Source organism: Pantoea sp. SO10 (genome assembly GCF_005281435.1).
Taxonomy (GTDB): Bacteria; Pseudomonadota; Gammaproteobacteria; order Enterobacterales; family Enterobacteriaceae; genus Pantoea; species Pantoea leporis.
In genome coordinates, this window is sequence record NZ_CP040095.1 from 4178772 (window position 1) to 4203151 (window position 24380).

Sequence of the window (24380 nt, forward strand, 5' to 3'; positions counted from 1 at the left end):
CTTTTTTAAACGAACGCGTTAAAAACGGACATTTCCCGGCGAAGAATCAGTCAAAATCGCCGCTTCATCGGCATAAATCAGCGCCATCACCTTAAACACCAATGCTATTCTCTTTAACCAAACGTAATTTCTTTGTCGCAGGCTGACAATTATTCGAGAAGGACTTTCAATGATTCGCTCCGCGCGCAGCATGGCCGGCTTGCCCTGGATCGCCGCCATGGCGTTTTTCATGCAAGCACTTGATGCCACCATCCTGAATACTGCGCTCCCTGCTATCGCCACCAGCCTTGAACGTTCCCCTCTTGCCATGCAATCCGCCATCATCAGTTACACGCTAACGGTAGCGATGCTGATTCCGGTGAGTGGCTGGTTAGCCGATCGCTACGGCACACGCAAAATCTTCATTCTTGCGGTATCGCTATTTACGCTGGGTTCGCTGGCCTGCGCCTTATCCGGCTCGCTGAGCATGTTGGTGGTCTCGCGCGTGGTACAAGGGATTGGCGGGGCGATGATGATGCCCGTCGCGCGCCTGGCGTTGTTACGCGCTTATCCACGCAGTGAACTGCTGCCGGTGCTGAACTTCGTTACCATGCCGGGTTTAGTGGGCCCGATTCTGGGCCCAATGCTGGGCGGATTGTTAGTAACCTACGCCAGCTGGCACTGGATATTCCTCCTCAACATTCCCATCGGTATCGCCGGCATCTTCTACGCACGCAAATATATGCCGGACTTCACTACCCCAAAACGCCGCTTCGACTTTTCAGGCTTCCTGCTGTTTGGTTTGGGTCTGGTGCTGATCTCGGTCGGTATCGAGTTGTTTGGCGAGCGCGTGGTGTTGCCGTGGCAAGCGTTGTTGGTGCTGTTTGGCGGCATTGCATTACTTCTTCTCTATATAGTGCACGCGCGTCGCCATCCGGCACCGCTGATTAATCTGCCAATGTTTAAAACCCGCACCTTCTCGGTCGGCATCATTGGCAACATAGCTTCGCGTCTGGGAACCGGCTGCATTCCGTTCCTGATGCCGCTGATGTTGCAGGTGGGCTTTGGTTTTCCCGCACTGATTGCCGGTTGCATGATGGGTCCAACGGCGATTGGCGCGTTGCTGGCGAAATCCACGGTGACGCAAGTGCTACGCCGCTTTGGTTATCGCCACACGTTGGTAGGTATCACCATTATTATTGGCATATTGATCGCCACCTTCTCACTGCAATCGCCGGGTGGCAGCGTGGTGATGTTGCTGGCGGCACTGTTGATTCTGGGGATGGCGATGTCAACGCAGTTCACCGCGATGAACACCATCACGCTGGCAGATTTAAATGATGAGAACGCCAGCGGCGGGAACAGTGTGCTAGCGGTAACGCAGCAGCTGTCGATCAGCTTTGGCGTGGCGGTGAGTGCCGCAGTGCTGCGTTTCTATCAGGATGTCGAGGCCACAACCGTCGCGCAATTCCACGCCACCTTCCTGACGATGGGCGTCGTCACGGTGTTGTCTGCCTTTACCTTTATGATGTTACGTCCGAGCGATGGGCGTAATCTGATCGCCAACCGCGAGAAAAAGAAGAAAGCGACTTAGACCGAACCGCGCTCCACCAGCTCCGGCGTCAGCACCAGCGTTTGCTGACTGGCGTCGGGATCGCCCATACGATGAATCAAGGTATCAATCGCCAGTTCACCTAACTCATCTTTCGGCTGATGGATGGTACTAAGCGGCGGAGTCAGGTAACGCGCCAGCTCAATGTTGTCATAGCCCATCACCGCAATATCCTGCGGCACGCGCAATCCGGCCTGGAACAAGGCGTGATAGACGCCAACCGCCATCGCATCGTTGCTGGTAAATATCGCTTCTGGCAGCGTATCCAGCGTCAGCAGTTGATTCATGGCGTTAAAGCCGCCCTGAAACTCGAAATCGCCATCAACCACATAACCCGGCGGCACCGACAATCGGCTGTTGGCCATCGCTTTATGGAAACCTTCAAGACGCAACCGCGCGGGGGTTTTATCCTGCGGCCCGGCAATACAGGCAATGCGCGTGTAGCCACGATCAATCAGATGCTGGGTTGCCAGTTCGCCGCCGAGCAGCGCGTTGTCCTGAATAATGTCGCCGCGTCCTTCAAATGGCGCCCAGTCCATCATCACCATCGGTACCGAGGGATAACGATTGAGGATCTCCGCCGACGGCAGATGGGTTTCGGTGCACATCATCAGTAAACCATCGACGCGCTTTTGCATCAGCGTTTCGAGGCTGCGATTCATACGCTCTTCATCGCCTTCGGTATTACACAGAATCAGGCTGTAGCCGCGTTCGTAGCAGCTGTTTTCTACGCCGCGCACCACTTCGGAATAGAACGGGTTACTGCTGGCGGTCAGCAGCATGCCGATGGTGCGGGTTTGTTTGATCTTCAGGCTACGTGCCAGCGCGGACGGCGCATAGTTCAGCTCACGAATTGCCTGTTCCACCTTTTCACGCACCTGCTCGCTGACAAAGCGATTGTTATTGATGACGTGTGAAACGGTGGAGGTAGAGACGCCCGCCAGGCGGGCGACATCTTTCATGGTAGCCAAGCGCTTAGCCCTGTTGTTGCAGGAAGGCGTCAATCTCAGTGCGCCACGGCACTGAGGGCTGCGCGCCCGGACGCGTCACTGCAATCGCAGCGGCGGCATGGGCGAAATGTACAGCATCATGCATCGCCACACCTTCCAGACGTGCGGTAATAAATGCCCCGTTGAAGGTATCGCCCGCTGCGATAGTATCGATGGCCTGCACGCTGAAGCCCGGAATGCGCACGCCGTTGCCTTGCTCACTCAGCCACACACCGCGACGGCCTAGCGTGATCAACACGGTAGCAATACCTTTCGCATGCAATGCCGCAGCAGCACGCGCGGCATCTTCATCGCTCTTTACCGCAATGCCGGTGAGAATTTCAGCTTCGGTTTCATTTGGCGTGATGATGTCGATAAGCGCGAGCAGCTCATCAGAGAGCGCGGTGGCCGGTGCGGGATTCAGGATCACTTGCGTCTGCTGCGCGCGAGCAATCTTCGCGGCGGCCAGAACGCTTTCCAGCGGAGATTCCAGCTGCATCAGCAACGCATCAGCATCGGCAATCACCTGCTGATGCTGCGCAACGCGAGCCGGCGTCAGCGCGGCATTGGCACCGGAATAGATGCCGATATTATTTTCGCCTTCGCCATTCACGAAGATCATCGCTACACCGGTCGATTCATCTGCGACGGTTTCAACCGGTGCAGTATCAATGCGGTCTTGCTGCAACTGCTGACGAATACGCTCGCCAATATCATCAGCGCCTACACAGGCAATAAAAGCAATGTCTGCACCGGCACGGCCCGCAGCCACAGCCTGATTGGCCCCTTTGCCGCCAAAAGCAATTTGATACTGTTTCCCGATCACCGTTTCGCCCGGACGTGGAAAATGGGCGAGGTTAAGGATGTGATCGGCATTGATGCTGCCGAGAACGGCCAGTTTTGCGCTTGTGGTCATTGGGATTCATCCAGAAAGATGCGCCACCAGGACGGTGGCGCGTTGCCCTGCTTTTCTTTACTTATTATTTGGTCACCAGCTTCAGGTCAACCGGATTAACCGCCTGCACCTTCTCGCCTTTCAATACTTTATCGGCAGTCTGCACGCCAATCATACCAATCTTGTCTGGCATCTGCGCCACAGTCGCGGTCAGTTTACCCGATTCTACGGCTTTCACACCGTCAGCGGTGCCGTCAAAACCCACCACCAGCACGTCGGTTTTACCCGCGGTTTGCAGCGCACGCAGCGCGCCCAGCGCCATTTCATCGTTCTGAGCGAAGACGGCCTGCACATCCGGATGTCCCTGCAGCAGGTTCTGCATGACGTTCAGACCTTTAGTACGGTCGAAGTCAGCAGGCTGGCTCGCCAGGATGTTGAATTTGTGGGCATCGGCTGCCTGTTTGAAGCCTTCGCCGCGCTCACGCGCCGCAGAGGTACCGGCAATGCCTTGCAGTTCAATAATTTTCGCGCCATCGCCCAGTTTTTTGGCGATGAAGTCACCGGCCATTTTGCCGCCGAAGCGGTTGTCAGAAGCCACGTGGCTCACCACGGTGCCTTGTGCTGCTACGCGGTCCAGCGTGATCACCGGAATATTCGCCTGGTTCGCCATCTTCACGGCGTTACCCACCGCATCAGAATCAGTTGGGTTGATCAGCAGCAGTTTGGTGCCGCGCACCGTCAGATCCTGCACGTTCGCCAGCTCTTTCGCCGGGTTGTTCTGCGAATCCAGCACCACGAGGTTATAACCCAGTTGGTCAGCTTCTTTCTGTGCGCCATCTTTCAGTGACACAAAGAACGGATTATTCAGCGTAGATACCACCAGAGCAATGGTGTCCTTAGCCATCGCGCCAGCACTGAGGGTGGCGCCAAGAATGACGGCCAATGCAGTTAACTTTTTCATTTTTAAATCCTGTGTGAAGGTCAGAGTTATTTACTGCTTTTGTTATCCACCAGCACCGCTAGCAGAATGACGACGGCTTTAACAATCATTTGGTAGTAAGACGATACGCCCATCAGATTCAGGCCGTTATTCAGGAAACCGAGGATCAACGCACCAATCAGCGTGCCCATGATGCGACCTTTACCGCCCGCCAGGCTGGTACCGCCCAGCACCACCGCAGCAATCGCATCCAGTTCATAACCGGTGCCCGCTGTAGGTTGTGCGGAAGAGAGACGCGCCACTTCGATGGTGCCCGCCAATGCCGCCAGCAGGCCGCACAGCGAATAGACGATGATTTTAACGCGATTAACGTTGATGCCCGACAAACGCGTGGCCGCTTCGTTGCCACCCAGCGCATAGATGTAACGACCAAGGCGCGTGTGATGCAGCATGTACCACGCCAGCCCGAACACCGCGACCATCAGCCACACCGGCGTTGGAATGCCCAACGGGCGACCGATACCGAACCAGCCGAACAGATCGGCGTTATCGTTAAAACCGGTATTGATTGGGCTGCCGTTGGTGTAAACCATGGTGACGCCGCGCAGCAGCAACATCATCACCAGCGTGGCGATGAAAGCCTGCACCTTGCCGCGCGCCACAATCACGCCGGTAATACCGCCAATCGCCGCCCCCAGCGCCAGCGAAGCCGCAACGGCCACCAGCGCATTCACTTCTAATCCGACAATCGATGCCGCCACCGCGCCGGTCAGCGCCAGCAGCGATCCCACCGACAGATCAATGCCCGAGGTCAGAATCACCAGCGTCATGCCGACCGCCATGATGGCGTTGACCGACGTCTGCTGCAGAATGTTGAACATATTGGCCAGCGTGAAGAAGTTCGGGCTCTGGCTGGCAACCACGGCGATCAGCACGATCAATGCAATCAGTGATTTCTGCTCCAGCAGCCAGGCTTTGCTGAACCAACGACGGCTGGCGGGTAAGGTTTGGGTGCTCATACTACTAACTCCTCGCTGTGTTGCTTACCGACTGCCGCCGCCATCAGGGATTCCTGGGTAGCTTGCTCACGGGAAAATTCGCCACTCAGATGGCCTTCATGCATCACCACGATGCGATCGCTCATGCCCAGCACTTCCGGCATTTCCGACGACACCAAAATGATGCTCAGCCCTTCGGCTTTAAACTGGTTAATTAACTGATAAATTTCTTTTTTTGCCCCGACATCGACGCCGCGTGTCGGCTCATCAAGAATCAGCACATCGGGGCGCGTCATCAGGCCACGCGCAATCGCCACTTTTTGCTGATTACCGCCAGACAGCAGACCAATCGGTTGCTCCATTGACGGAGTTTTAACGTTGAACAGGCGGATAAAATCGCCCACCGCCAGCTGCTCATCGCTGTGGCGCAGGTTGCCCGCGCCAGTGCTGAAATAGCGCAGCGCGGTCAACGACATGTTCTCTTTCACCGACATGCCGAGCACCAGACCATCGCGCTTGCGGTCTTCCGAGATATACACAATGCCGCTGGCGAGGCCATCCTGCGGAGAGCGGGTCACGATCTCGCGGCCGTTCAGCGTCACTTTGCCTTTGCTGCGCGGCAGCGCGCCGTACAGCACTTTCATCAGTTCAGTACGTCCTGCGCCCATCAGACCCGACACGCCAAGGATTTCCCCTTTGCGCAGCGTAAAGCTGACGTTATCAACGCCCGGACCGCTGAGATTTTCGACTTTTAAGCGGATCTCGCCCGGCTGTTGATCGATACGCGGATATTGATCTTCCAGCTTGCGGCCGACCATCATCTCGATCAGGCTCTCTTCGCTGAGATCGCACACCGCGCGTTCGGCAATAAACTGCCCATCGCGGAACACAGTGACGTCATCGCAAATCTCGAAGATCTCTTTCATGCGGTGCGAGATATAGACGATGCCGCAGCCCTGCGCTTTCAGTTCATTGATGACGCGGAACAGCGACAGCGTTTCGGTATCAGTCAGCGCATCGGTCGGTTCATCCATAATGATGACTTTCGACTCGAAGCTGAGCACTTTGGCGATCTCGACCATCTGCTGATCGCCAATCGACAAATCGCCCACCAGCTTGTGGCTGTCGAAACGCAGATTAAGGCGCTTTAATAGCGCATCCGCTTCGGCATACATCTTTTTCCATTCGATGCGGCCAAAGCGGTTCACAAACTCGCGGCCAAGGAAGATATTTTCAGCAACAGTCAGCTGCGGAATCAGGTTCAGTTCCTGATGGATAATGCCAATGCCTGCTTCCTGCGACGCCTTTGGACCGGAGAACGCCACATCCTTACCCAGCCACTGCAGGGAACCGGCATCCATGCTGTAAATGCCGGTCAGCACTTTCATCATGGTGGATTTGCCCGCGCCGTTTTCACCCACCAGCGCCATCACGCGTCCCGGATAAACGGCCAGCGATGCGCCATTCAACGCCTTCACGCCAGGAAACGACTTTTCAATTCCTTTGAGTTGCAATAACGGTTGCATAGCGGCCTCAGAAGGTCACGCCGGCGCTCAGGATGACATTCGCATACGGAGAACACTCTCCGCTGCGAATGACCGCCTGACTACGCTGCGTATGTTGTTTGAATTGTTCATGGCTGGTGTAACGGATGGTGATGACATTCCCCTGGTGCTGTTGCAAGGCTTCGAGCACGGCGAGCAGTGCGCTGTGGAGCTGCGGATTGTGCTGCTTAATCTCCTCCGCTATCAGGGCGCTTTCGACCTGCATCTCCTGCGTGACAACGTCAACTACCTGTAGAAATTCGGGCGTACCCGGCGTTAACGCCAGATCGATGCGCTGTGGACCGGCCGGAATTGGCAAGCCTGCATCTGCAATCGTCAGCGTATCGGTGTGCCCCAGGCGAGCAATCACATGTGAGACTTCAGCGTTTAACAAGCGACCTTTTTTCATTTATTCCACTCCACAGCGAAACGTTTCGCTGATCGGGAGTGTATAAAATGCGCACGGCAACTCAATGACGGCATCACGGAAATGTGATCGCCATCGAAACGTTTCGCTTGTGCCAGAGAGAATTTGAGTTTGGTGGGATTTTGGAGCCGCTGCTGCGGCCCCGAAGATGGGATTACGGCAGTTTACGTACCTGTTTCACGTCCAGTTCGATCGAGTTGAAATCTTTATCCAGTTCGCCGGTCAGTTCTACCTGATCCTTCGGCGTGATGGTCAAACCGTTCCAGCGTTTATGATCGATTTCAACCTTCATGGTGCCGGTGGCATCACGGAACTGATAATCCTCATCACCGATTTGCTTCTCAAGCGTACCGCGCACGGTAATCCAGCTATCGTCTTTCATCTCTGCGGCCTGTTTCACCGTGACAACGCTGGTGTTATCGGCTTTGAACCCACCGGACTTCACCTGCGCGGATGGCGCATTGGGATCAACAAAGCCACCTTGCTGAGCGGCAAGAACCGGCGTGGCGGCCAGGGCGACAATCGCTAACAGAGCTGCGGACTTTTTCATAATTCACCTCTTTTCCATGAATGTGTCGGTTTACGGGAGCTATTTCACCATAAGGTTCTTAACAGGATCTTAAGAGAATCCGTTTGGCTAACATTCATGAAAAATAGTCTATTTGACGGGATTTTCGCTGTACAAGAGCAATTGTGCTTCGTATAACTCCGCTTAATAGAAGGAGAGTTGATGCGCATTTTACTGATTGAAGATGACACGCTGATTGGCGACGGTTTGAAAGTCGGGTTGACCAAACTCGGTTTCAGCGTGGATTGGTTTGTCTCCGGCGAAGCCGGATTTCAGGCGTTGACCGCCGCGCCCTGGGACGCAGTGGTGCTGGATCTGTCGCTGCCCGAACGCGATGGTCTGGATATCCTGCGTCAGTGGCGCCAGCAAGGACACGATGTGCCGGTGCTGATCCTCACCGCGCGCGATGCGCTCGATCAGCGCGTCCAGGGATTGCAACTCGGCGCCGACGATTATCTGTGTAAGCCGTTTGCGTTAACAGAAGTGGCGGCACGCTTGCAGGCGTTGATCCGTCGCCGTCATGGGCAACTGCAGCCGGAACTGAAACACGGCAACGTGGTAATGGCGCCCGGCAGCCACAGCGTGCTGTGCGATGGCGAACCCGTTAGCCTGAAAAGCCGCGAACTGGCGCTGCTGGAACTGTTTCTGCGTAATCCTGGCCGCGTGCTGACGCGCAGTCAGCTGGAGGAGAAGCTCTACAGCTGGGATGAAGATGTCTCCAGCAATGCGGTGGAAGTGCACATTCATCATCTGCGCAAGAAACTCGGCAGCCAGTTTATTCGTACCGTACACGGCGTCGGTTATACGCTGGGAGCGGCGGAATGAGTCTGTTTCTGCGCCTCGCCATCGGCTTTGTGCTGCTGATTATAGTGTGCGGCGGCCTGGCCGGCCTCAGCGCCTGGCATCAAACCCGCGATACGGTGAACGAGCTGTTTGATACTCAGCAAATGCTGTTCGCCAAACGGCTGATAGCGCTTGATCCCACCTCACTGCAGGACGTGACGTTGCCGAAAACCAAAGCGATCCTGCGCCATCACCGCGGCGATCAGGATGATGATGCGCTGGCATTTGCCATTTTCAGCGCGGCAGGCCAACCATTGTTGAACGACGGCGAAAACGGCCGTGATCTGCAATTCGATCATCAGCGCGATGGCTTTGTTGATGGCCGGCTGCGCGGTGATAAAGACAGCTGGCGCCTGGTGTGGCTCACCTCCGAGGATAAGCGCTATCGCGTGGTGGTCGGGCAAGAGTGGGAATACCGCGAAGATATGACGCGCGATCTGGCGCTCAGCAGCCTGCTGCCGTGGCTGATTGCCATGCCCTTTATGTTGCTGTTGCTGCTGGCGCTGGTGTGGTTCGAGCTGCGCCCGTTGAAACGCCTTACGCTTTCCCTGCATCAGCGTGCGCCGGATGATGCCACGCCATTGCCGGACACGCGCTTGCCTAAAGAGGTGAAGCCGCTGGTGGTGGCACTTAACGGTTTGTTCAGTCGTATGGCGCATCTGGTGCAGCGCGAACGTCGTTTTACCTCCGATGCCGCCCATGAACTGCGCAGCCCGCTGGCGGCGCTGCGCGTGCAGAGTGAAGTGATTCAACTGGCTGATGATGATGAGGCGATGCGCAAACGCGCCATTCAGCAACTGGATAGCGGCATCGTGCGCGCCACGCGTCTGGTGGATCAGCTCTTAACGCTGTCACGCGTGGAAGCAGACGATCTGCGCAGCGAGTTTCAACCGGTGGCGCTAGCGCCGCTGCTGCAAAACCTGCTGGCGGAGCACTTCCCGCAGGCAGAACAACAAAACACCGCTTTGCAGTTCACCAGCCATGCCGAACCGGTGATGAACGGTCATCCGCTGTTGCTGGGGTTGATGGTGCGCAATCTGCTGGATAACGCGCTGCGCTATTCGCCGCCGGGCAGCACTATTGATGTGCAGCTCAATGCCCGCGCCATTACCGTTGATGATAACGGGCCAGGCGTCAGCGATGAGCAGTTGATAAGGTTGGGTGAACGCTTCTGGCGACCGCCAGGACAGGCGCAAACCGGCAGCGGATTAGGGCTTTCCATCGTGAAAAATATTGCCCAGTTGCACGGCGTTCGCTTGCAGTTCAGCCAGCGCGCCAGCGGAGGATTGCGCGTCACCTTAAGTTGGTGACGCGCACAGCGTTAAATCTCGACCTGGGTTCCCAGTTCGATCACGCGGTTCGGTGGGATTTCAAACTGATCGGGCGCGCGCAGCGCATTGCGTTGCAGCGCGAGGAACAGCTTGCCGCGCAGGCGCAGATACCACGGACGATCGCCGATAATCAGCGATTCATGCGACATAAAGAAGGAGGTTTCCATCATGCGGCAGTTCAGGCCTTCAAGACCGCAGCGGTGGAAAATCTCTTCGACGTTTGGCGTTTCGCGCCAGCCGTAACTCGCCACCACGCGCCAGAAAGTCGGCGACAACTGTTCGATGGTCACACGACGGACGTTGTGCACGTAAGGCGCATCTTCCGTACGCAGCGTCAGCAGCACTACGCGCTCGTGCAACACTTTGTTGTGCTTGAGGTTATGCAGCATGGCAAACGGAATCACATTCAGCGCACGCGACATATACACCGCGGTGCCCGGCACGCGTACCGGCGGCGATTTCTCCAGCGACGCAATCATCGCTTCCAGTGAATTGCCGTGCTCATGCATACGACGCAGCAGACGGAAACGCTCGCTTTTCCAGGTAGTCATGATGATGAACATCATCAGCGCCAGCGTCAGCGGCAGCCAACCGCCGGAGAACACCTTGATCAGGTTGGCGGAGAACAGCGACACGTCGATGATCAGCATGGCAATCAGAATCAGCACCACCAGATAGCGGTTCCAGTGCCAGTTTTGAATCGCCACGGTAGAACAGAGAATGGCGGTCAGCACCATGGTGCCGGTGACCGCGATGCCATAAGCCGCCGCCAGATTGCTGGAGTGCTCGAAGCCGACAATCACAATCACCACCGAGAAGTAGAGCAGCCAGTTAATCACCGGAATGTAGATCTGCCCGGACTCCTCTTCTGAGGTGTGCACAATGCGCATCGGCGGCAAATAGCCGAGACGCACTGCCTGACGCGTTAATGAGAACACGCCGGAAATCACTGCTTGCGAGGCGATCACTGTGGCCAACGTGGCGAGAATCAACATCGGGATCAGCATCCAATCCGGCGCAAGCAGGAAGAACGGGTTTTTGATCGCTTCAGGATGTTTGAGCAGCAGCGCGCCCTGACCAAAGTAGTTGAGCACCAGTGAAGGCAGCACCACGATAAACCAGGCGAGACGAATCGGGAATTTACCGAAGTGGCCCATATCGGCATACAGCGCTTCCACGCCGGTAATCGCCAGCACCACGGCGCCCAGCGCGAAGAAAGAGACACTTTTGTATTGAATAAAGAAGTGCAGCGCCCAGTAAGGATTCATGGCGTGCAGCACGTCAGGATTATTAATGATGCTACGCGCACCCAATACGGCGAGGATGATAAACCACAGCAGCATCACCGGCGCGAACAGCTTACCGACAATGCCGGTGCCGTGCTTCTGGATGACAAACAGCAAGGTCAGCACCGCAATCGCCAACGGCACGATGTAGGTATCGAGGCTCGGCGCGGCAATTTCCAGACCTTCTATCGCCGATAACACGGACACCGCCGGCGTGATCACCACTTCCCCGTAGAAGAAGCTGCCGCCGATCAGGCCCATGATCACCAGTATCGCGGTGGCTCTGGCGCCGGTGTTTCGTCCGGCCAGTGACATCAGCGTTAAAATCCCGCCTTCACCGGCGTTATCTGCACGCATCACGTAGCTGATGTACTTCAGCGACACCACCAGAATCAGCAGCCAGAAAATCAGCGACAGGAAGCCAAAAACCGCTTCGCGCTCCACGCCAAATCCAAACTGACCAGAGAGGCATTCACGCAATGTATAGAGTGGGCTGGTACCGATATCGCCATACACCACGCCAATTGCCGCCAGCGTGACTGCCCCAAGGGACTGTTTCTTATCCGAGCTCATAAGTTGTCTTTTGTTGGAGCCGGAGGCGCTTGCCTTCCGCTCAAGCCATCAAAAAGCGCACAGTATGCACATATTCCCAAAAAAACCTACTCTTACAAAGTGTCACCATCGCGTCGGTGACGCGGTTTTTCGCCGAAAATAGCGCCAAAAAACCGTTGGAAGCGGCGAGTTTTCTCGCATCAACCTTCTGAAACAAAAAAGCTGACGGCTATCAACGCAATCGCGCATGATAATCAGTAGAGTATTGCGCTCGCCAGACTATGACGGCACCAGTATCAAAAGGATAATGATGTGATTATGGCTCAACCCCATCTTTTGGCAGAAAGAATTTCTCGCCTGAGCAACGCTCTGGAAAAAGGGCTGTATGAACGCCATCATGCGATCCGCCTCTGTTTGCTGGCTGCCTTAAGTGGCGAAAGTGTGTTTCTGCTCGGGCCGCCGGGCATCGCCAAGAGTCTGATTGCCCGCCGATTGAAATATGCCTTCCAGCACGCCCGCGCATTTGAATACCTGATGACCCGTTTTTCCACCCCCGAAGAGGTGTTTGGCCCGCTGTCGATTCAGGCATTGAAAGATGAAGGGCGTTATCAGCGTCTGACCAAAGGTTATTTGCCGGATGCCGAAATTGTCTTCCTCGACGAAATCTGGAAAGCCGGCCCGGCGATTCTTAATACCTTATTGACCGCCATCAACGAACGCCGCTTCCGCAATGGCGACAGCGAAGAAAAAATCCCAATGCGCCTGCTGGTTACCGCTTCCAACGAATTGCCGGAAGCCGATAGTGGCCTGGAAGCGCTGTATGACCGCATGTTGATTCGCCTGTGGCTGGATAACGTGCATGAGAAGCAGAACTTCCGCAGCATGCTCACCCACCAGCAGGATGAAAACGACAATCCGGTGGCGGAATCGTTGCGCATCAGCGATGAAGAGTATGAGCAGTGGCAGAAAGGCATCAGCCAGGTCAGTTTGCCGGATCATGTGTTTGAACTGATTTATCAGCTTCGTCAGCAGTTAGAAACGCTGCCGGACGCGCCGTACATTTCCGATCGTCGCTGGAAGAAAGCCATTCACCTGTTGCAGGCTAGCGCCTTTTACAGCGGCCGCGTGGCCATCGCGCCCATCGACTTAGTGCTGCTGAAAGATTGCCTGTGGCATGACGTGGCGTCGATGAAAATGCTGGATCGCGAAATCGATACGCTAATGTCGCAACATGCGTGGCAGCAACAGGCGCTGCTACATAAGCTGCAGCAGATCAAAGGCCGCCGGCTGGCGCTGCAACAGCAGCAAAGCGTGGCGCAAGCGCTAACGCTGGAGAAACACAGCGGCATGTTCAGCCGCAAACCGCACTACGAATTACCCGCCGCCATCACCGATGATCAACTGACGCTAATGCTGCAACAGCCGTTGATGCTGCACGACATGCAGGTGACGCACATTCTGATTGGCCGCGAAGCGCTGGATCAGTGGCTGCTGAAGGGCGGTGAAATCCGTGGCAAGCTGAACGGCATCGGCTTTGGTCAGACGCTGGATATGCTGGTGGATACCCATCACTGTTTGACGCTGCGCGATGTCAGCCTGCAATCCACGCGTCTGACGCTGCCGGGCGCCAGCAGCAGCAGCGAGATGCCGCAGGAGATCGCTGATGAATATGACGCGCTGGAAACCCAGCTGCGCGCGCAGCGCACGCTGTTCAGCCAGCATCAGCGCTGTTTGTTCATTAGCGATGACTGGCTGGCTCGCATCGAAACCAGCCTGCAAGATGTCGCGGAACAGCTGAAACAGGCGAGAAAATGATCTCACTGGAGACGCTGAGTGCGCTGTTGTCGATTGGCGAAACCGAGTTAATCGAAGAGCTGATTATCGCGCTGCTCGCCTCGCCGCAACTGGCGCTGTTCTTTGAGAAATTTCCCCGCCTGAAACAAGCCATGATGCGCGATCTGCCGCGCTGGCGATCGGAGATCGCCGAGCAGATCAAAGTCACGCCGGTGCCAGAAGCGCTGGCGCAGGAGTTTCAGCTGTTTCAACAGATGCAGCTACTCAGCACGCAACATTTCACCCAGCAGTTACCCAACATCATGACGCAGCTGAAAAGCCTGCCGTCGCCATTCATCGAAGAAGCCAGCAAACTGCTGCTGAATGCCGAAAGCGACCAGCTCAGCAACGCGCAACACACTTTGTTCCTGCAACGCTGGCGTCTCAGCCTGACGCTGCAAACGCTGACGCTGAATGAAACCCTTCTGGAAGAGCAGCGCGAACGCTTGATGGCCGAGCTGCAGCAGCGCATGGCGATCAGCGGTCAGCTGGCGCCGATCCTGACCGATGACGATGAAGCTGCCGCCGGACGCCTGTGGGATTTAAGCAAAGCGCCGCTGCAGCACGGCGATTATGAACTGATTGTGCAGTACGGCGATTTCCTCGCCCAGCAGCCGGAATTGATGAAGCTGGCGCAGCAGCTGGGTCGCAGCCGCGAGGCCAAATCGGTGCCGTCGCAGGATGCACCGCTGGAAGCGTTTCACCAGCTGGTGCGCGAACCGGATAACGTCCCGGAAGAAGTCAGCGGCATTCATCAAAGCGATGATGTGCTGCGTCTGTTGCCACCTGAGCTGGCGGCATTGAGCATAAGCGAGTTAGAGCTGGAGTTTTATCGGCGCTTAGTCGAGAAACGCTTGCTGACTTATCGTCTGCAGGGCGATGCGTGGCACGAAAAAGTCACCATGAGTCCGGTCAGCCACCAGCAGCATGAAGAGCAACCGCGCGGCCCGTTTATCGTTTGCGTTGATACGTCCGGATCGATGGGCGGTTTCAATGAACGCTGCGCCAAAGCCTTTTGCCTGGCGCTGCTGAAAGTGGCGCTGGCGGATAAGCGCCGCTGCTACATCATGCTGTTTGCTCATGAAGTGATCGGTTATGAACTCACCGCTGATAACGGCATTGAGCAGGCGATCCGTTTCCTCAGCCAGCGTTTTCGCGGCGGTACCGATCTCGCTGCCTGCCTTGCGGCGGTGGTGAAACGCATGGAAGGCAGCGCGTGGCAGGAAGCGGATGCGGTGATCGTTTCGGATTTTATTGCCCAGCGTTTGCCGGACGACATCGTCAGCACCATTAAGCAGCGTCAGCGCCAACATCAACAGCGCTTCCACGCGGTAGCAATGTCGCTGCATGGCAAACCCGGCATTCTGCGCATCTTCGATCACATCTGGCGCTTTGATACCGGCCTGAAAAGCCGTCTGCTGCGCCGCTGGCAGCGCTAATTCATCTGGCGGAAATGCTAATTTGCTATATTGATAAGTTCGAGCATTTAGCAAACTGGAGCACCTGTGACGACCGCCCAACTTCCCGCACCGACCCGCACGCTAAAACTTTCCGGCCAACACTCCGAACAAAAACGGGCCGAGCTGCTGGCGTACTTCACCCAAACCTGGGAACTGTATGAAAGCCTGTTTGATTGCCTGGCGGACGAGCGCGCCTGGTTTAACAAAGCCATTTCGCTGCGCCATCCGCTGATCTTCTATTTTGGTCACACCGCAACCTTCTACATTAATAAGCTGATGGCGGGCCGCTACCTCGATCAACGCGTTGACGATCGTATTGAGGCGATGATGGCGATCGGCGTGGATGAGATGAGCTGGGACGATCTCAACGACAGCCATTACGACTGGCCGACCATCGCAGAAGTGCGCGACTATCGTGGCAAAGTGAAAAGCCTGGTGAGTGAGTTTATTCGCACCATGCCGCTGGAACTGCCGATCGACTGGGACAGCCCGGCGTGGGTGGTTTTGATGGGCATCGAACACGAACGTATTCATCTGGAAACCTCCAGCGTGCTGATGCGCCAGTTGCCGATTGAATGGGTTAAGCCGCAGCCGCACTGGCCAGTTTGCCCGCAGGCGCGTCACGATCGTCAATCGGTACCGGAAAATTCTCTGATCGCGATGCCCGGCGGCCGTGTGCAGCAGGGCAAAACCGACGACACTTATGGCTGGGATAACGAATACGGTAGCCAGCAAACCGAACTTAAGCCGTTTAAGGCCAGCAAAATGCTGGTCAGCAATGCTGAGTTTTATCGTTTTATTGCGGCGGACGGTTATAACGATCGCCGCTGGTGGGATGACGAAGGTTGGGGCTGGCGTGAATTTTCCGGTGCGCAGATGCCGACATTTTGGGTCGGTGACGAAAAGCTGCCCGATCAGCTAAAACTGCGCGTGCTGGCCGAAGAAGTGGCGATGCCGTGGGATTGGCCGGCGGAAGTGAATCAACTGGAAGCCGCCGCGTTTTGTCGCTGGCTGGCGGAAGAGACCGGTAAATCTGTTCAGCTTCCCTGCGAAGCCGAATGGGCGCAGCTGCGTGAGCAAGTTGGCGGCGATCAGCCGGACTGGACTGAAGCGCCGGGCAACATCAATCTGGCATACTGGGCTTCCTCCAGCCCGGTCGATCGCTTCGCACAAGGTGAGTTTTACGACATCGTCGGCAACGTCTGGCAGTGGACCACGACGCCAACCAACGGTTTCGAAGGCTTTAAGGTACATCCGCTCTACGACGATTTCTCCACACCCACCTTTGATGGCAAACATGCGCTGATCAAAGGTGGCAGCTGGATTTCCACCGGCAATGAAGCGCTGAAATCTGCGCGCTACGCTTTCCGTCGTCACTTCTTCCAGCACGCCGGTTTCCGCTATGTCGTTTCTTCCCATGAAGAGAGCATGACGCTCAATCCTTATGAAACCGACAGCATGGTGTCGCAGTATCTCGATTTCCAGTACGGGCCGAGCTACTACAACGTGCCCAACTACGCGGCTGCGCTGGTGGAAAAACTGCTGCCGCACTGTACTGCGCGGGGTCAGGCGCTGGACATCGGCTGCGCTACCGGGCGGGCCAGCTTTGAACTGGCGCGACACTTCGAGGCGGTAACGGGCATGGATTACTCGGCGCGCTTTATTGATGTTGCGCTGCAGCTGACCTCCGGTGAGGATTTCCGCTATGTGGTGCCCGAAGAGGGCGATCTGGTGGAGTATCGTCAGGTGCGGCTGAAAGAGTTTGGTCTGGAAGCTGAACAAGCGCAGCGTATTCAGTTTGTGCAGGGCGATGCCTGTAACCTGAAGCCGCAGCCGGACCGTTACGATCTGGTGCTGGCCTCTAACCTGATCGATCGTCTGCGTCAGCCAAAACGTTTCCTGCAGGATGTCACGCCGATGATCCGCGCCGGTGGTTTGCTGGTGCTGTCATCGCCGTATACCTGGCTGGAAGATTTCACGCCGAAAGAGAACTGGCTGGGCGGTGTTCGCGAAAATGGTGAAGCGCTGACAACCTATCAGGCGCTGCAGCGTCTGTTGCGTGATGCCTTTGACGAAGTGGCACCGCCGCAGGATGTACCCTTTGTGATCCGCGAAACGGCGCGCAAATTCCAGCACACGCAGGCGCAAGTGACCTTCTGGCGTAAGCGCTAAAAAGCAGGCAGACAACGGCATGGCTGTTGTCTGCACCTTGCCTGCACCGCTAATTTGCTGCACATTCTCCTCTATTCATAGAAGAAGAACTCAACGAGGATGGACAATGGCGGAACACCTTCAGCTGGATAACCTGGATCGCGGCATTCTGAATGCGCTGCTACAGAATGCGCGTACCGCCTATGCCGAGCTCGCCAAGCAGTTCAACGTCAGCCCCGGCACCATTCATGTGCGGGTGGAGAAGATGCGTCAGGCGGGTATTATTTTGGGCACGCGCGTGGAGATCGATCCACGTCAGCTCGGCTTCGATGTGTGCTGCTTTATCGGCATTATCCTTAAAAGCGCGCGCGATTATCCGGCGGCTCTGAGCAAACTCGACGCGCTGGATGAAGTGGTGGAAGCCTGGTACACCACCGGTCATTACAGCATCTTTATCAAAGTGATGTGCCGATCAATCGATGCCTTGCAACAGGTGTTGATCAATAAGATCCAGACCATCGACGAAATTCAGTCCACCGAAACCCTGATCTCCCTGCAAAACCCGATCATGCGCACCATTAAGCCGTGATCCCTCTCTAATCTGTGCACAAACTTATCCCCGGCAGATCGCGCGTATAGCGCGACTTGCCGCCTGATGCTTTCTACTGTTAACCCTGTTTTCCACAGGTGGATCACGGCTTGATCACAGCGTACAATGCTCGCCTTTAGTGCGGGAGAGCATCATGGCCGATATTACGTTAATCAGTGGAAGTACCCTTGGCAGCGCCGAATATGTTGCTGAACATCTGGAAGAAAAACTGCAGGAAGCGGGCTTCTCAACCGAGGTGCTGCATGGCCCAGAGCTGGATGAGCTGCAACCGGAAGGGATTTGGCTGATCGTTACCTCCACGCACGGTGCCGGTGAACTGCCTGATAATTTGCTTCCTTTATATGAAGCACTGCAGGAAACAAAACCGGACCTCTCTGGCTTACGTTATGGCGCAGTCGGCATCGGTAATCATGAATACGATCTTTTCTGCGGCGCGATCAAGCTGCTGGAAGAGCAATTGAACCAACTGGGCGCCAAACGCATTGGCGATCGACTGGAGATCGACGTGCTGGAGCATGAGATCCCGGAAGACGCGGCCGAAGTGTGGGTCGCCACATGGAAAACGCAGATTTAAAACGATCTTTAGTGGCTGGGGATCGGGAAAATAGAATGATCCCCAGTTGATTGCGCTGTTTTTTTACCTTAAACCCGCGATCGACTGTGGATAACATGGCCTGTTTCATGCGTATAACCAGTAGTTATCCAAAGAACAACGCCTGTTTCTTTTTTAGGCTGTGCATAAGTAGCCATTTTGATCCCAGCTTATACGGATCAGGATCACCGATCATTCACAGCTAATGATCATCGCTAATTTGCTGTTTAGCCTGCACTTTTTGGGGTTATCAACAGCCGGATGCGATCCTAATAGTAGATCTAACAGAAAGATCATATAAAAGACTTAAGATCCTTTCTTTTAAACCTCGGGATCCCGCGACTTTCGCCGCCGACATTATTTCAGTAGAATCCACCGCCCAGGGCAACGATCCCTGTCCGAAACACTAACGAGGACCCACTTCATGTTTTATCCAGATCCTTTTGACGTCATCGTAATCGGTGGTGGTCATGCGGGCACAGAGGCCGCGATGGCCGCAGCCCGAATGGGTCAGCAAACCCTGTTACTCACCCATAACATTGATACGCTTGGACAAATGTCCTGTAACCCGGCGATCGGTGGCATCGGGAAAGGACATCTGGTGAAGGAAGTGGATGCCTTAGGCGGTTTGATGGCCACGGCAATTGACCAGGCAGGCATCCAGTTTAGGATACTAAACGCGAGTAAAGGCCCCGCTGTTCGCGCCACACGTGCTCAGGCTGACCGTGTACTGTATCGCCAGGCGATACGCACCGCCTTAGAGAACCAGCCAAACCTGATGATCTTCCAGCAGGCGGTTGACGATCTGATTGTGGAAAACGATCGTGTCGTCGGTGCTGTGACGCAAATGGGCCTGAAGTTCCGCGCCAAAACCGTGGTGCTGACCGTCGGGACCTTCCTCGATGGCAAAATCCACATCGGGCTGGATAACTACAGCGGTGGCCGTGCAGGCGATCCGCCATCAATCCCATTGGCAAAACGCCTGCGTGCACTGCCGCTGCGCGTAAACCGTCTGAAAACTGGTACGCCGCCACGTATCGACGCACGCTCGATTGATTTTTCGGTGCTGACACCGCAGCACGGTGATCATCCGATGCCGGTGTTCTCGTTCATGGGCAAGGTTTCACAGCATCCACAACAAGTGCCATGCTGGATCACTTATACCAACGAACAGACACATGACGTGATCCGCAATAACCTCGATCGCAGCCCGATGTATGCCGGGATCATCGAAGGTATTGGTCCACGTTATTGCCCATCGATCGAAGACAAAGTGATGCGCTTTGCCGATCGTAATGCGCACCAGATCTTCCTGGAGCCGGAAGGCCTGACCAGCAACGAGATCTACCCGAATGGCATCTCCACCAGCCTGCCGTTTGACGTACAGATGCAGATTGTACGTTCGATGAAAGGACTGGAAAACGCGAAGATCATCCGTCCGGGTTACGCCATCGAGTATGATTTCTTCGATCCACGCGATCTCAAACCGACGCTGGAAAGCAAATTTATCCACGGCCTGTTCTTTGCCGGCCAGATCAACGGCACCACTGGCTACGAAGAAGCGGCAGCGCAAGGTTTGCTGGCCGGCCTCAATGCAGCACGCGCTTCCGCCGACAAAGAGGGTTGGGCGCCACGTCGCGATCAGGCTTACCTTGGTGTACTGGTTGATGATTTGTGCACATTGGGCACGAAAGAGCCGTACCGCATGTTTACATCACGCGCGGAATACCGCCTGATGCTGCGCGAAGACAACGCCGATCTACGTTTGACCGAAGCCGGTCGCGAGCTCGGTCTGGTTGATGATGCCCGCTGGGCGCGCTACAACCAGAAACTGGAGGCGATTGAGCAGGAGCGTCAACGCCTGCGCGATCTGTGGGTGCATCCAAAATCGGATAACGTGGCGGAAGTGAACGCGGTGATCAGTGCGCCTCTCACCAAAGAAGCCAGCGGTGAAGATCTGCTGCGTCGTCCAGAGATGACCTATCCGCTGCTGACGTCACTCGCCAGCTACGGTCCGGCACTGTCAGATGAGCAAGCTGCTGAGCAGGTGGAGATTCAGGTGAAATACGAAGGGTACATTGCGCGTCAGCAGGAAGAGATTGATCGCCAGCTGCGCAATGAAAACACCTTGTTGCCTGTCGAGCTCGACTATCGTCAGGTAAATGGCTTGTCGAATGAAGTGATCGCCAAACTCAACGATCACAAACCGACTTCCATCGGCCAGGCTTCTCGTATTTCGGGCATCACGCCTGCGGCCATCTCAATTCTGCTGATTTACCTGAAAAAACAGGGCTTGCTGCGTAAAAGCGCCTGATCGACTTTGGGGCGAGGCAACTCGCCCCCGTTAATGGAATTCTCGTTGTGATCAACAAACTCTCCTCGCTGCTAAAAGCGGCAAATATTTCCCTTACCGATCAACAAAAACAGCAGTTGGTTGGCTATGTTGAGTTGTTACATAAATGGAATAAGGCCTATAACCTGACATCAGTGCGCGACCCGCAGCAGATGCTGGTACGCCATATTCTCGACAGCGTGGTGGTTGAGCCACATTTGCAGGGCGAACGCTTTATTGATGTCGGCACCGGCCCGGGCTTACCAGGCATTCCGCTGGCCATTGTGCGCCCGCAATCGCATTTCACCTTGCTGGATAGCCTCGGCAAACGCGTGCGTTTCCTGCGTCAGGTACAACATGAGTTAGGACTTACTAACGTCACGCCGGTGCAGAGCCGCGTTGAAGAGTATCCGTCTGAGCCGCCATTCGACGGTGTTATCAGTCGTGCATTTGCTTCACTCGAGGATATGCTGACCTGGTGTCATCATCTGCCGGGTCCTGAAGGTCGCTTTTATGCCCTGAAAGGTGTGCGTCCGGATGATGAGATTGCTGCATTACCCGCTGGCTTTACGGTGGAAAAAATTCAACCTCTGCAGGTACCCGAGCTGGATGGTGAACGTCATCTGGTGGTGATTACCCGCCAATAGGCTTTTAAACGGTATGGATTTAAGCTGCTTCATGCCGTTTGTCTTAGTTATTGCCCTGAACGAAAAAGCAGCGATTGAACACTTTTAGATAAAAGCTTTTATTTCGCAGGGCAGGGTGCGCGAGTTAACATCCCCGGCGGAAATTATCCGAAAAGCTCTGTTACATTTAACGAATAATTCACATTCTATTATCACTTAGATCACTTTATCGCGTGTATTTACCCAACCAAATAATCACTGGTGAAAATATAACTTTGCAATAAATTGGCGTACGTAATCTCAGTTTTGCGTTTTTATTGCAGCGCATGATGTCAATAGAGTGTTTTTCTCGAAAATCGTAGCGCAACTGTTAAATAATAAAATTAAAACTCTGATTTATAAGTGCTTAATACAATTTAGAAATCGTATAAATCTTGTCTGAAACAAATTCAGTCAGGCATTCCTTGTTTATTATGTGATCTAAAGCACGCTTTAAAAGCAAGTCGGTCGGGCATTTTCAGACTTAAAGTCAGACATTGCCTGAAGACGATGTTTTGAAAAATAGCCCTTCAGAAAGAAATTTAAATAATTGTTCACCTTTTCGCTACTTACCGATTGAAATCGCAGGTGGCGCCCGTATAATTTGCACGGCTTTTGCTGCTTGACTCAAATGAGTAAAGGCAGTCTTATACGACACGCGACATACCCCGTTCGGGGCAGGAGAGTTCAGCGTCATGTCAGTGTCTCTTTACAGTGTGAAATTAGCCCGGGCCGTGCTGATCATTCAGCTGGTGACCTTTGTCATCATCGGTGCGCTCTTTACCCTGAAAGAGGTTACCTGGGGCGCCTCCGCCATCGCGGGTGGCGTGGCAGCCTGGCTGCCGAACGTGTTGTTTATGTTTTTGGCCTGGCGCCTGCAGGATCAAACGCCTGCGAAAGGACGTGTTGCCTGGAGCTTCGCCCTTGGTGAAGTGTTGAAGGTGTTCACAACCGTCATTCTCCTCGCGGTGGCGTTGGGTGTGTTTGGAGCGGTCTTCTGGCCACTCGCAATCACGTGGTTATCGGTGCTGGTGGTGCAGATCGTCGCTCCGGCTGTAATTAACAACAAAGGGTAAGAGGCATCATGGCTGCTGGAGAAATCTCTACTCCGCAAGAATACATAGGTCACCACCTGAATAACCTTCAGTTGGACCTGCGTACTTTCGAGTTGGTGAATCCGCACGACGCTCCCGCGACGTTCTGGGTATTAAATATCGATTCCATGTTTTTCTCTGTGGTGCTGGGACTGATTTTCCTGGTGTTGTTCCGCAAAGTGGCGAAAAGCGCTACCAGCGGTGTTCCAGGGAAATTACAAGCGGCTATCGAACTGGTTGTCGGCTTCGTTGATAACAACGTGCGCGACATGTACCACGGTAAAAGCAAACTTATCGCCCCGCTGGCTCTGACGATTTTCGTCTGGGTCTTCCTGATGAACTTCATGGATCTGCTGCCTATCGATTTGCTGCCGTTTATCGGCGAGCACTATTTAGGCCTGCCGGCGCTGCGCGTCGTGCCGTCTGCAGACGTGAACATCACGCTGTCTATGGCGCTGGGCGTATTTATTTTGATTCTGTTCTACAGCATCAAAATGAAAGGCATTGGCGGCTTCACCAAAGAGTTGACGCTGCAGCCTTTTAATCACCCGATCTTCATCCCCATTAACCTGATTCTTGAAGGTGTTAGCCTGCTGTCCAAGCCTGTTTCACTGGGTCTGCGACTGTTCGGCAACATGTATGCGGGTGAGTTGATCTTTATCCTGATTGCCGGCTTGCTGCCGTGGTGGTCGCAGTGGTTGTTGAATGTGCCTTGGGCCATTTTCCACATCCTGATCATTTCGCTGCAGGCTTTCATTTTCATGGTCCTCACGATCGTCTATCTGTCGATGGCATCTGAAGAACATTGATTTTTATCTCAACACTTAAGCTTTTAACTGAAACAAACTGGAGACTGTCATGGAAAACCTGAATATGGATCTGCTGTACATGGCTGCCGCTGTGATGATGGGCCTGGCGGCAATCGGTGCTGCGATCGGTATCGGCATCCTCGGAGGTAAATTCCTGGAAGGCGCCGCGCGTCAACCGGATCTGATCCCTCTGCTGCGTACGCAGTTCTTTGTTGTAATGGGTCTGGTGGATGCAATCCCGATGATCGCTGTAGGTCTGGGTCTCTACGTGATGTTTGCTGTCGCTTAAACCTGGTAGCCTTGTTCACTCATGGCACCTGGTGTGATGAGGGACGGATTCTGCCGTTTATCTCTGATAGCGGCAGAGCAAGTTAACTTAATAAGAGGCATTGTGCTGTGAACATTAATGCAACAATCCTCGGCCAGGCCATCGCGTTCATTCTGTTTGTCGCGTTCTGCATGAAGTACGTATGGCCGCCGATTATGGCTGCCATCGAAAAGCGCCAGAAAGAAATTGCTGAAGGCCTTGCTTCTGCTGAGCGCGCGAAGAAAGATTTAGATCTCGCGCAGGCCAATGCGACCGACCAGCTGAAAAAAGCGAAAGAAGACGCTCAGGTCATTATCGAGCAGGCGAACAAACGCCGTGCCCAGATTCTGGACGAAGCGAAAACCGAAGCTGAGACTGAACGTAACCGCATCGTGGCGCAGGCGCAGGCAGAAATTGATGCCGAGCGTTCGCGTGCCCGTGAAGAGCTGCGTAAGCAAGTCGCGTTGCTGGCATTAGCTGGCGCCGAGAAAATCATCGAACGTTCCGTGGATGAAGCTGCTAACAGCGACATCGTTGATAAACTGGTCGCTGAACTGTAAGGA

General features: G+C 54.8%; 23 protein-coding genes. 14 read left to right on the plus strand and 9 right to left on the minus strand.

The features are described from left to right. Positions 1–18: 18 nt before the first annotated feature. Positions 19–231 (minus strand): hypothetical protein, encoded by a 213-nt coding sequence (locus tag FCN45_RS23640; RefSeq protein ID WP_167391204.1) that lies wholly within the window; start codon positions 229–231, stop codon positions 19–21. On the opposite strand from FCN45_RS23640, the gene mdtD reads away from it, so the two are divergent. Continuing rightward, positions 170–1573 carry a multidrug transporter subunit MdtD gene (gene mdtD, locus FCN45_RS19375; RefSeq protein ID WP_137386807.1) on the plus strand — a complete coding sequence of 468 codons (1404 nt, stop codon included), beginning with the start codon at positions 170–172 and terminating at the stop codon, positions 1571–1573. The genes FCN45_RS23640 and mdtD overlap by 62 nt on opposite strands. On the opposite strand, the gene rbsR is transcribed toward mdtD, so the two are convergent. From rbsR to FCN45_RS19410, 7 genes are all read right to left on the minus strand, one after another. Continuing rightward, positions 1570–2553, minus strand: coding sequence for a ribose operon transcriptional repressor RbsR (rbsR, locus tag FCN45_RS19380; RefSeq protein WP_137386923.1), 984 nt, complete (start codon positions 2551–2553; stop codon positions 1570–1572). The genes mdtD and rbsR overlap by 4 nt on opposite strands. Positions 2554–2566: 13 nt before the next feature. Next, the gene (gene rbsK, locus FCN45_RS19385) at positions 2567–3496 is read right to left on the minus strand and encodes a ribokinase (RefSeq protein WP_137386808.1); all 930 of its coding nucleotides are present in this window, start codon (positions 3494–3496) and stop codon (positions 2567–2569) included. Positions 3497–3560: 64 nt separating this feature from the next. After that, positions 3561–4436 (minus strand): ribose ABC transporter substrate-binding protein RbsB, encoded by an 876-nt coding sequence (rbsB, locus tag FCN45_RS19390; RefSeq protein ID WP_137386809.1) that lies wholly within the window; start codon positions 4434–4436, stop codon positions 3561–3563. 26 nt (positions 4437–4462) lie between these two features. Then, positions 4463–5434, minus strand: a complete 972-nt coding sequence (gene rbsC, locus FCN45_RS19395; RefSeq protein WP_008106756.1) for a ribose ABC transporter permease — start codon at positions 5432–5434, stop codon at positions 4463–4465. Further along, the gene (rbsA, locus tag FCN45_RS19400) at positions 5431–6939 is read right to left on the minus strand and encodes a ribose ABC transporter ATP-binding protein RbsA (RefSeq protein ID WP_137386810.1); all 1509 of its coding nucleotides are present in this window, start codon (positions 6937–6939) and stop codon (positions 5431–5433) included. Before rbsA ends, rbsC begins: the two co-directional genes overlap by 4 nt. A gap of 7 nt (positions 6940–6946) precedes the next feature. Then, on the minus strand, positions 6947–7366 hold the full coding sequence (gene rbsD / locus FCN45_RS19405; RefSeq protein ID WP_137386811.1) for a D-ribose pyranase: 420 nt from the start codon (positions 7364–7366) through the stop codon (positions 6947–6949). Positions 7367–7538: 172 nt separating this feature from the next. Beyond that, positions 7539–7934, minus strand: coding sequence for a YgiW/YdeI family stress tolerance OB fold protein (locus FCN45_RS19410; RefSeq protein ID WP_137386812.1), 396 nt, complete (start codon positions 7932–7934; stop codon positions 7539–7541). Between the two features lie 180 nt (positions 7935–8114). Between FCN45_RS19410 and qseB the strand changes: the two genes are divergently transcribed. Both qseB and qseC read left to right on the plus strand, forming a co-directional pair. Beyond that, the gene (gene qseB, locus FCN45_RS19415) at positions 8115–8777 is read left to right on the plus strand and encodes a quorum sensing response regulator transcription factor QseB (protein WP_137386813.1); all 663 of its coding nucleotides are present in this window, start codon (positions 8115–8117) and stop codon (positions 8775–8777) included. Next, entirely contained in the window at positions 8774–10105 is a 1332-nt protein-coding gene (gene qseC, locus FCN45_RS19420) for a quorum sensing histidine kinase QseC (protein WP_137386814.1), read from the plus strand. The genes qseB and qseC overlap by 4 nt, the downstream gene beginning before the upstream one ends. Positions 10106–10116: 11 nt before the next feature. Here the strand turns inward: qseC and kup are convergent, their stop codons facing one another. Continuing rightward, positions 10117–11985, minus strand: coding sequence for a low affinity potassium transporter Kup (gene kup / locus FCN45_RS19425; protein ID WP_101763918.1), 1869 nt, complete (start codon positions 11983–11985; stop codon positions 10117–10119). 297 nt (positions 11986–12282) lie between these two features. Between kup and ravA the strand changes: the two genes are divergently transcribed. The 11 genes from ravA (at position 12283) to atpF (ending at position 24377) form a co-directional block, all read left to right on the plus strand. Beyond that, a complete protein-coding gene (gene ravA / locus FCN45_RS19430) occupies positions 12283–13779 on the plus strand; it encodes an ATPase RavA (protein ID WP_137386815.1) in 1497 nt (498 codons plus the stop codon). Further along, complete coding sequence (gene viaA / locus FCN45_RS19435; RefSeq protein WP_137386816.1) at positions 13776–15236, plus strand: ATPase RavA stimulator ViaA; 1461 nt, start codon at positions 13776–13778, stop codon at positions 15234–15236. Before ravA ends, viaA begins: the two co-directional genes overlap by 4 nt. Positions 15237–15302: 66 nt before the next feature. Beyond that, positions 15303–17429: a 5-histidylcysteine sulfoxide synthase gene (ovoA, locus tag FCN45_RS19440; protein WP_137386817.1), complete on the plus strand. Its 2127-nt coding sequence runs from the start codon at positions 15303–15305 to the stop codon at positions 17427–17429. Between the two features lie 106 nt (positions 17430–17535). Beyond that, positions 17536–17997 (plus strand): transcriptional regulator AsnC, encoded by a 462-nt coding sequence (gene asnC, locus FCN45_RS19445; RefSeq protein ID WP_008106733.1) that lies wholly within the window; start codon positions 17536–17538, stop codon positions 17995–17997. Positions 17998–18151: 154 nt separating this feature from the next. Continuing rightward, on the plus strand, positions 18152–18592 hold the full coding sequence (gene mioC / locus FCN45_RS19450; RefSeq protein WP_064738315.1) for an FMN-binding protein MioC: 441 nt from the start codon (positions 18152–18154) through the stop codon (positions 18590–18592). A 442-nt stretch (positions 18593–19034) separates the two neighbouring features. Then, a complete protein-coding gene (mnmG, locus tag FCN45_RS19455) occupies positions 19035–20924 on the plus strand; it encodes a tRNA uridine-5-carboxymethylaminomethyl(34) synthesis enzyme MnmG (protein ID WP_137386818.1) in 1890 nt (629 codons plus the stop codon). Between the two features lie 47 nt (positions 20925–20971). After that, positions 20972–21589, plus strand: coding sequence for a 16S rRNA (guanine(527)-N(7))-methyltransferase RsmG (gene rsmG / locus FCN45_RS19460; RefSeq protein ID WP_110868235.1), 618 nt, complete (start codon positions 20972–20974; stop codon positions 21587–21589). Between the two features lie 713 nt (positions 21590–22302). Next, positions 22303–22683 carry a F0F1 ATP synthase subunit I gene (atpI, locus tag FCN45_RS19465; RefSeq protein WP_137386819.1) on the plus strand — a complete coding sequence of 127 codons (381 nt, stop codon included), beginning with the start codon at positions 22303–22305 and terminating at the stop codon, positions 22681–22683. 8 nt (positions 22684–22691) lie between these two features. Then, a complete protein-coding gene (atpB, locus tag FCN45_RS19470) occupies positions 22692–23510 on the plus strand; it encodes a F0F1 ATP synthase subunit A (protein ID WP_007893608.1) in 819 nt (272 codons plus the stop codon). Between the two features lie 49 nt (positions 23511–23559). Then, on the plus strand, positions 23560–23799 hold the full coding sequence (gene atpE, locus FCN45_RS19475; protein WP_003849523.1) for a F0F1 ATP synthase subunit C: 240 nt from the start codon (positions 23560–23562) through the stop codon (positions 23797–23799). 107 nt (positions 23800–23906) lie between these two features. Continuing rightward, positions 23907–24377, plus strand: coding sequence for a F0F1 ATP synthase subunit B (gene atpF, locus FCN45_RS19480; protein ID WP_007893603.1), 471 nt, complete (start codon positions 23907–23909; stop codon positions 24375–24377). Positions 24378–24380: the final 3 nt, after the last annotated feature.

What these genes read in the sequence shown, in the direction of transcription:
- mdtD (WP_137386807.1), top strand. Translation starts at nt 170, where the DNA reads ATGATTCGCTCCGCGCGCAGCATGGCCGGCTTGCCCTGGATCGCCGCC.
- FCN45_RS23640 (WP_167391204.1), bottom strand. Translation starts at nt 231, where the DNA reads ATGAAAAACGCCATGGCGGCGATCCAGGGCAAGCCGGCCATGCTGCGC.
- rbsR (WP_137386923.1), bottom strand. Translation starts at nt 2,553, where the DNA reads ATGAAAGATGTCGCCCGCCTGGCGGGCGTCTCTACCTCCACCGTTTCA.
- rbsK (WP_137386808.1), bottom strand. Translation starts at nt 3,496, where the DNA reads ATGACCACAAGCGCAAAACTGGCCGTTCTCGGCAGCATCAATGCCGAT.
- rbsB (WP_137386809.1), bottom strand. Translation starts at nt 4,436, where the DNA reads ATGAAAAAGTTAACTGCATTGGCCGTCATTCTTGGCGCCACCCTCAGT.
- rbsC (WP_008106756.1), bottom strand. Translation starts at nt 5,434, where the DNA reads ATGAGCACCCAAACCTTACCCGCCAGCCGTCGTTGGTTCAGCAAAGCC.
- rbsA (WP_137386810.1), bottom strand. Translation starts at nt 6,939, where the DNA reads ATGCAACCGTTATTGCAACTCAAAGGAATTGAAAAGTCGTTTCCTGGC.
- rbsD (WP_137386811.1), bottom strand. Translation starts at nt 7,366, where the DNA reads ATGAAAAAAGGTCGCTTGTTAAACGCTGAAGTCTCACATGTGATTGCT.
- FCN45_RS19410 (WP_137386812.1), bottom strand. Translation starts at nt 7,934, where the DNA reads ATGAAAAAGTCCGCAGCTCTGTTAGCGATTGTCGCCCTGGCCGCCACG.
- qseB (WP_137386813.1), top strand. Translation starts at nt 8,115, where the DNA reads ATGCGCATTTTACTGATTGAAGATGACACGCTGATTGGCGACGGTTTG.
- qseC (WP_137386814.1), top strand. Translation starts at nt 8,774, where the DNA reads ATGAGTCTGTTTCTGCGCCTCGCCATCGGCTTTGTGCTGCTGATTATA.
- kup (WP_101763918.1), bottom strand. Translation starts at nt 11,985, where the DNA reads ATGAGCTCGGATAAGAAACAGTCCCTTGGGGCAGTCACGCTGGCGGCA.
- ravA (WP_137386815.1), top strand. Translation starts at nt 12,283, where the DNA reads ATGGCTCAACCCCATCTTTTGGCAGAAAGAATTTCTCGCCTGAGCAAC.
- viaA (WP_137386816.1), top strand. Translation starts at nt 13,776, where the DNA reads ATGATCTCACTGGAGACGCTGAGTGCGCTGTTGTCGATTGGCGAAACC.
- asnC (WP_008106733.1), top strand. Translation starts at nt 17,536, where the DNA reads ATGGCGGAACACCTTCAGCTGGATAACCTGGATCGCGGCATTCTGAAT.
- mioC (WP_064738315.1), top strand. Translation starts at nt 18,152, where the DNA reads ATGGCCGATATTACGTTAATCAGTGGAAGTACCCTTGGCAGCGCCGAA.
- mnmG (WP_137386818.1), top strand. Translation starts at nt 19,035, where the DNA reads ATGTTTTATCCAGATCCTTTTGACGTCATCGTAATCGGTGGTGGTCAT.
- atpI (WP_137386819.1), top strand. Translation starts at nt 22,303, where the DNA reads ATGTCAGTGTCTCTTTACAGTGTGAAATTAGCCCGGGCCGTGCTGATC.
- atpB (WP_007893608.1), top strand. Translation starts at nt 22,692, where the DNA reads ATGGCTGCTGGAGAAATCTCTACTCCGCAAGAATACATAGGTCACCAC.
- atpE (WP_003849523.1), top strand. Translation starts at nt 23,560, where the DNA reads ATGGAAAACCTGAATATGGATCTGCTGTACATGGCTGCCGCTGTGATG.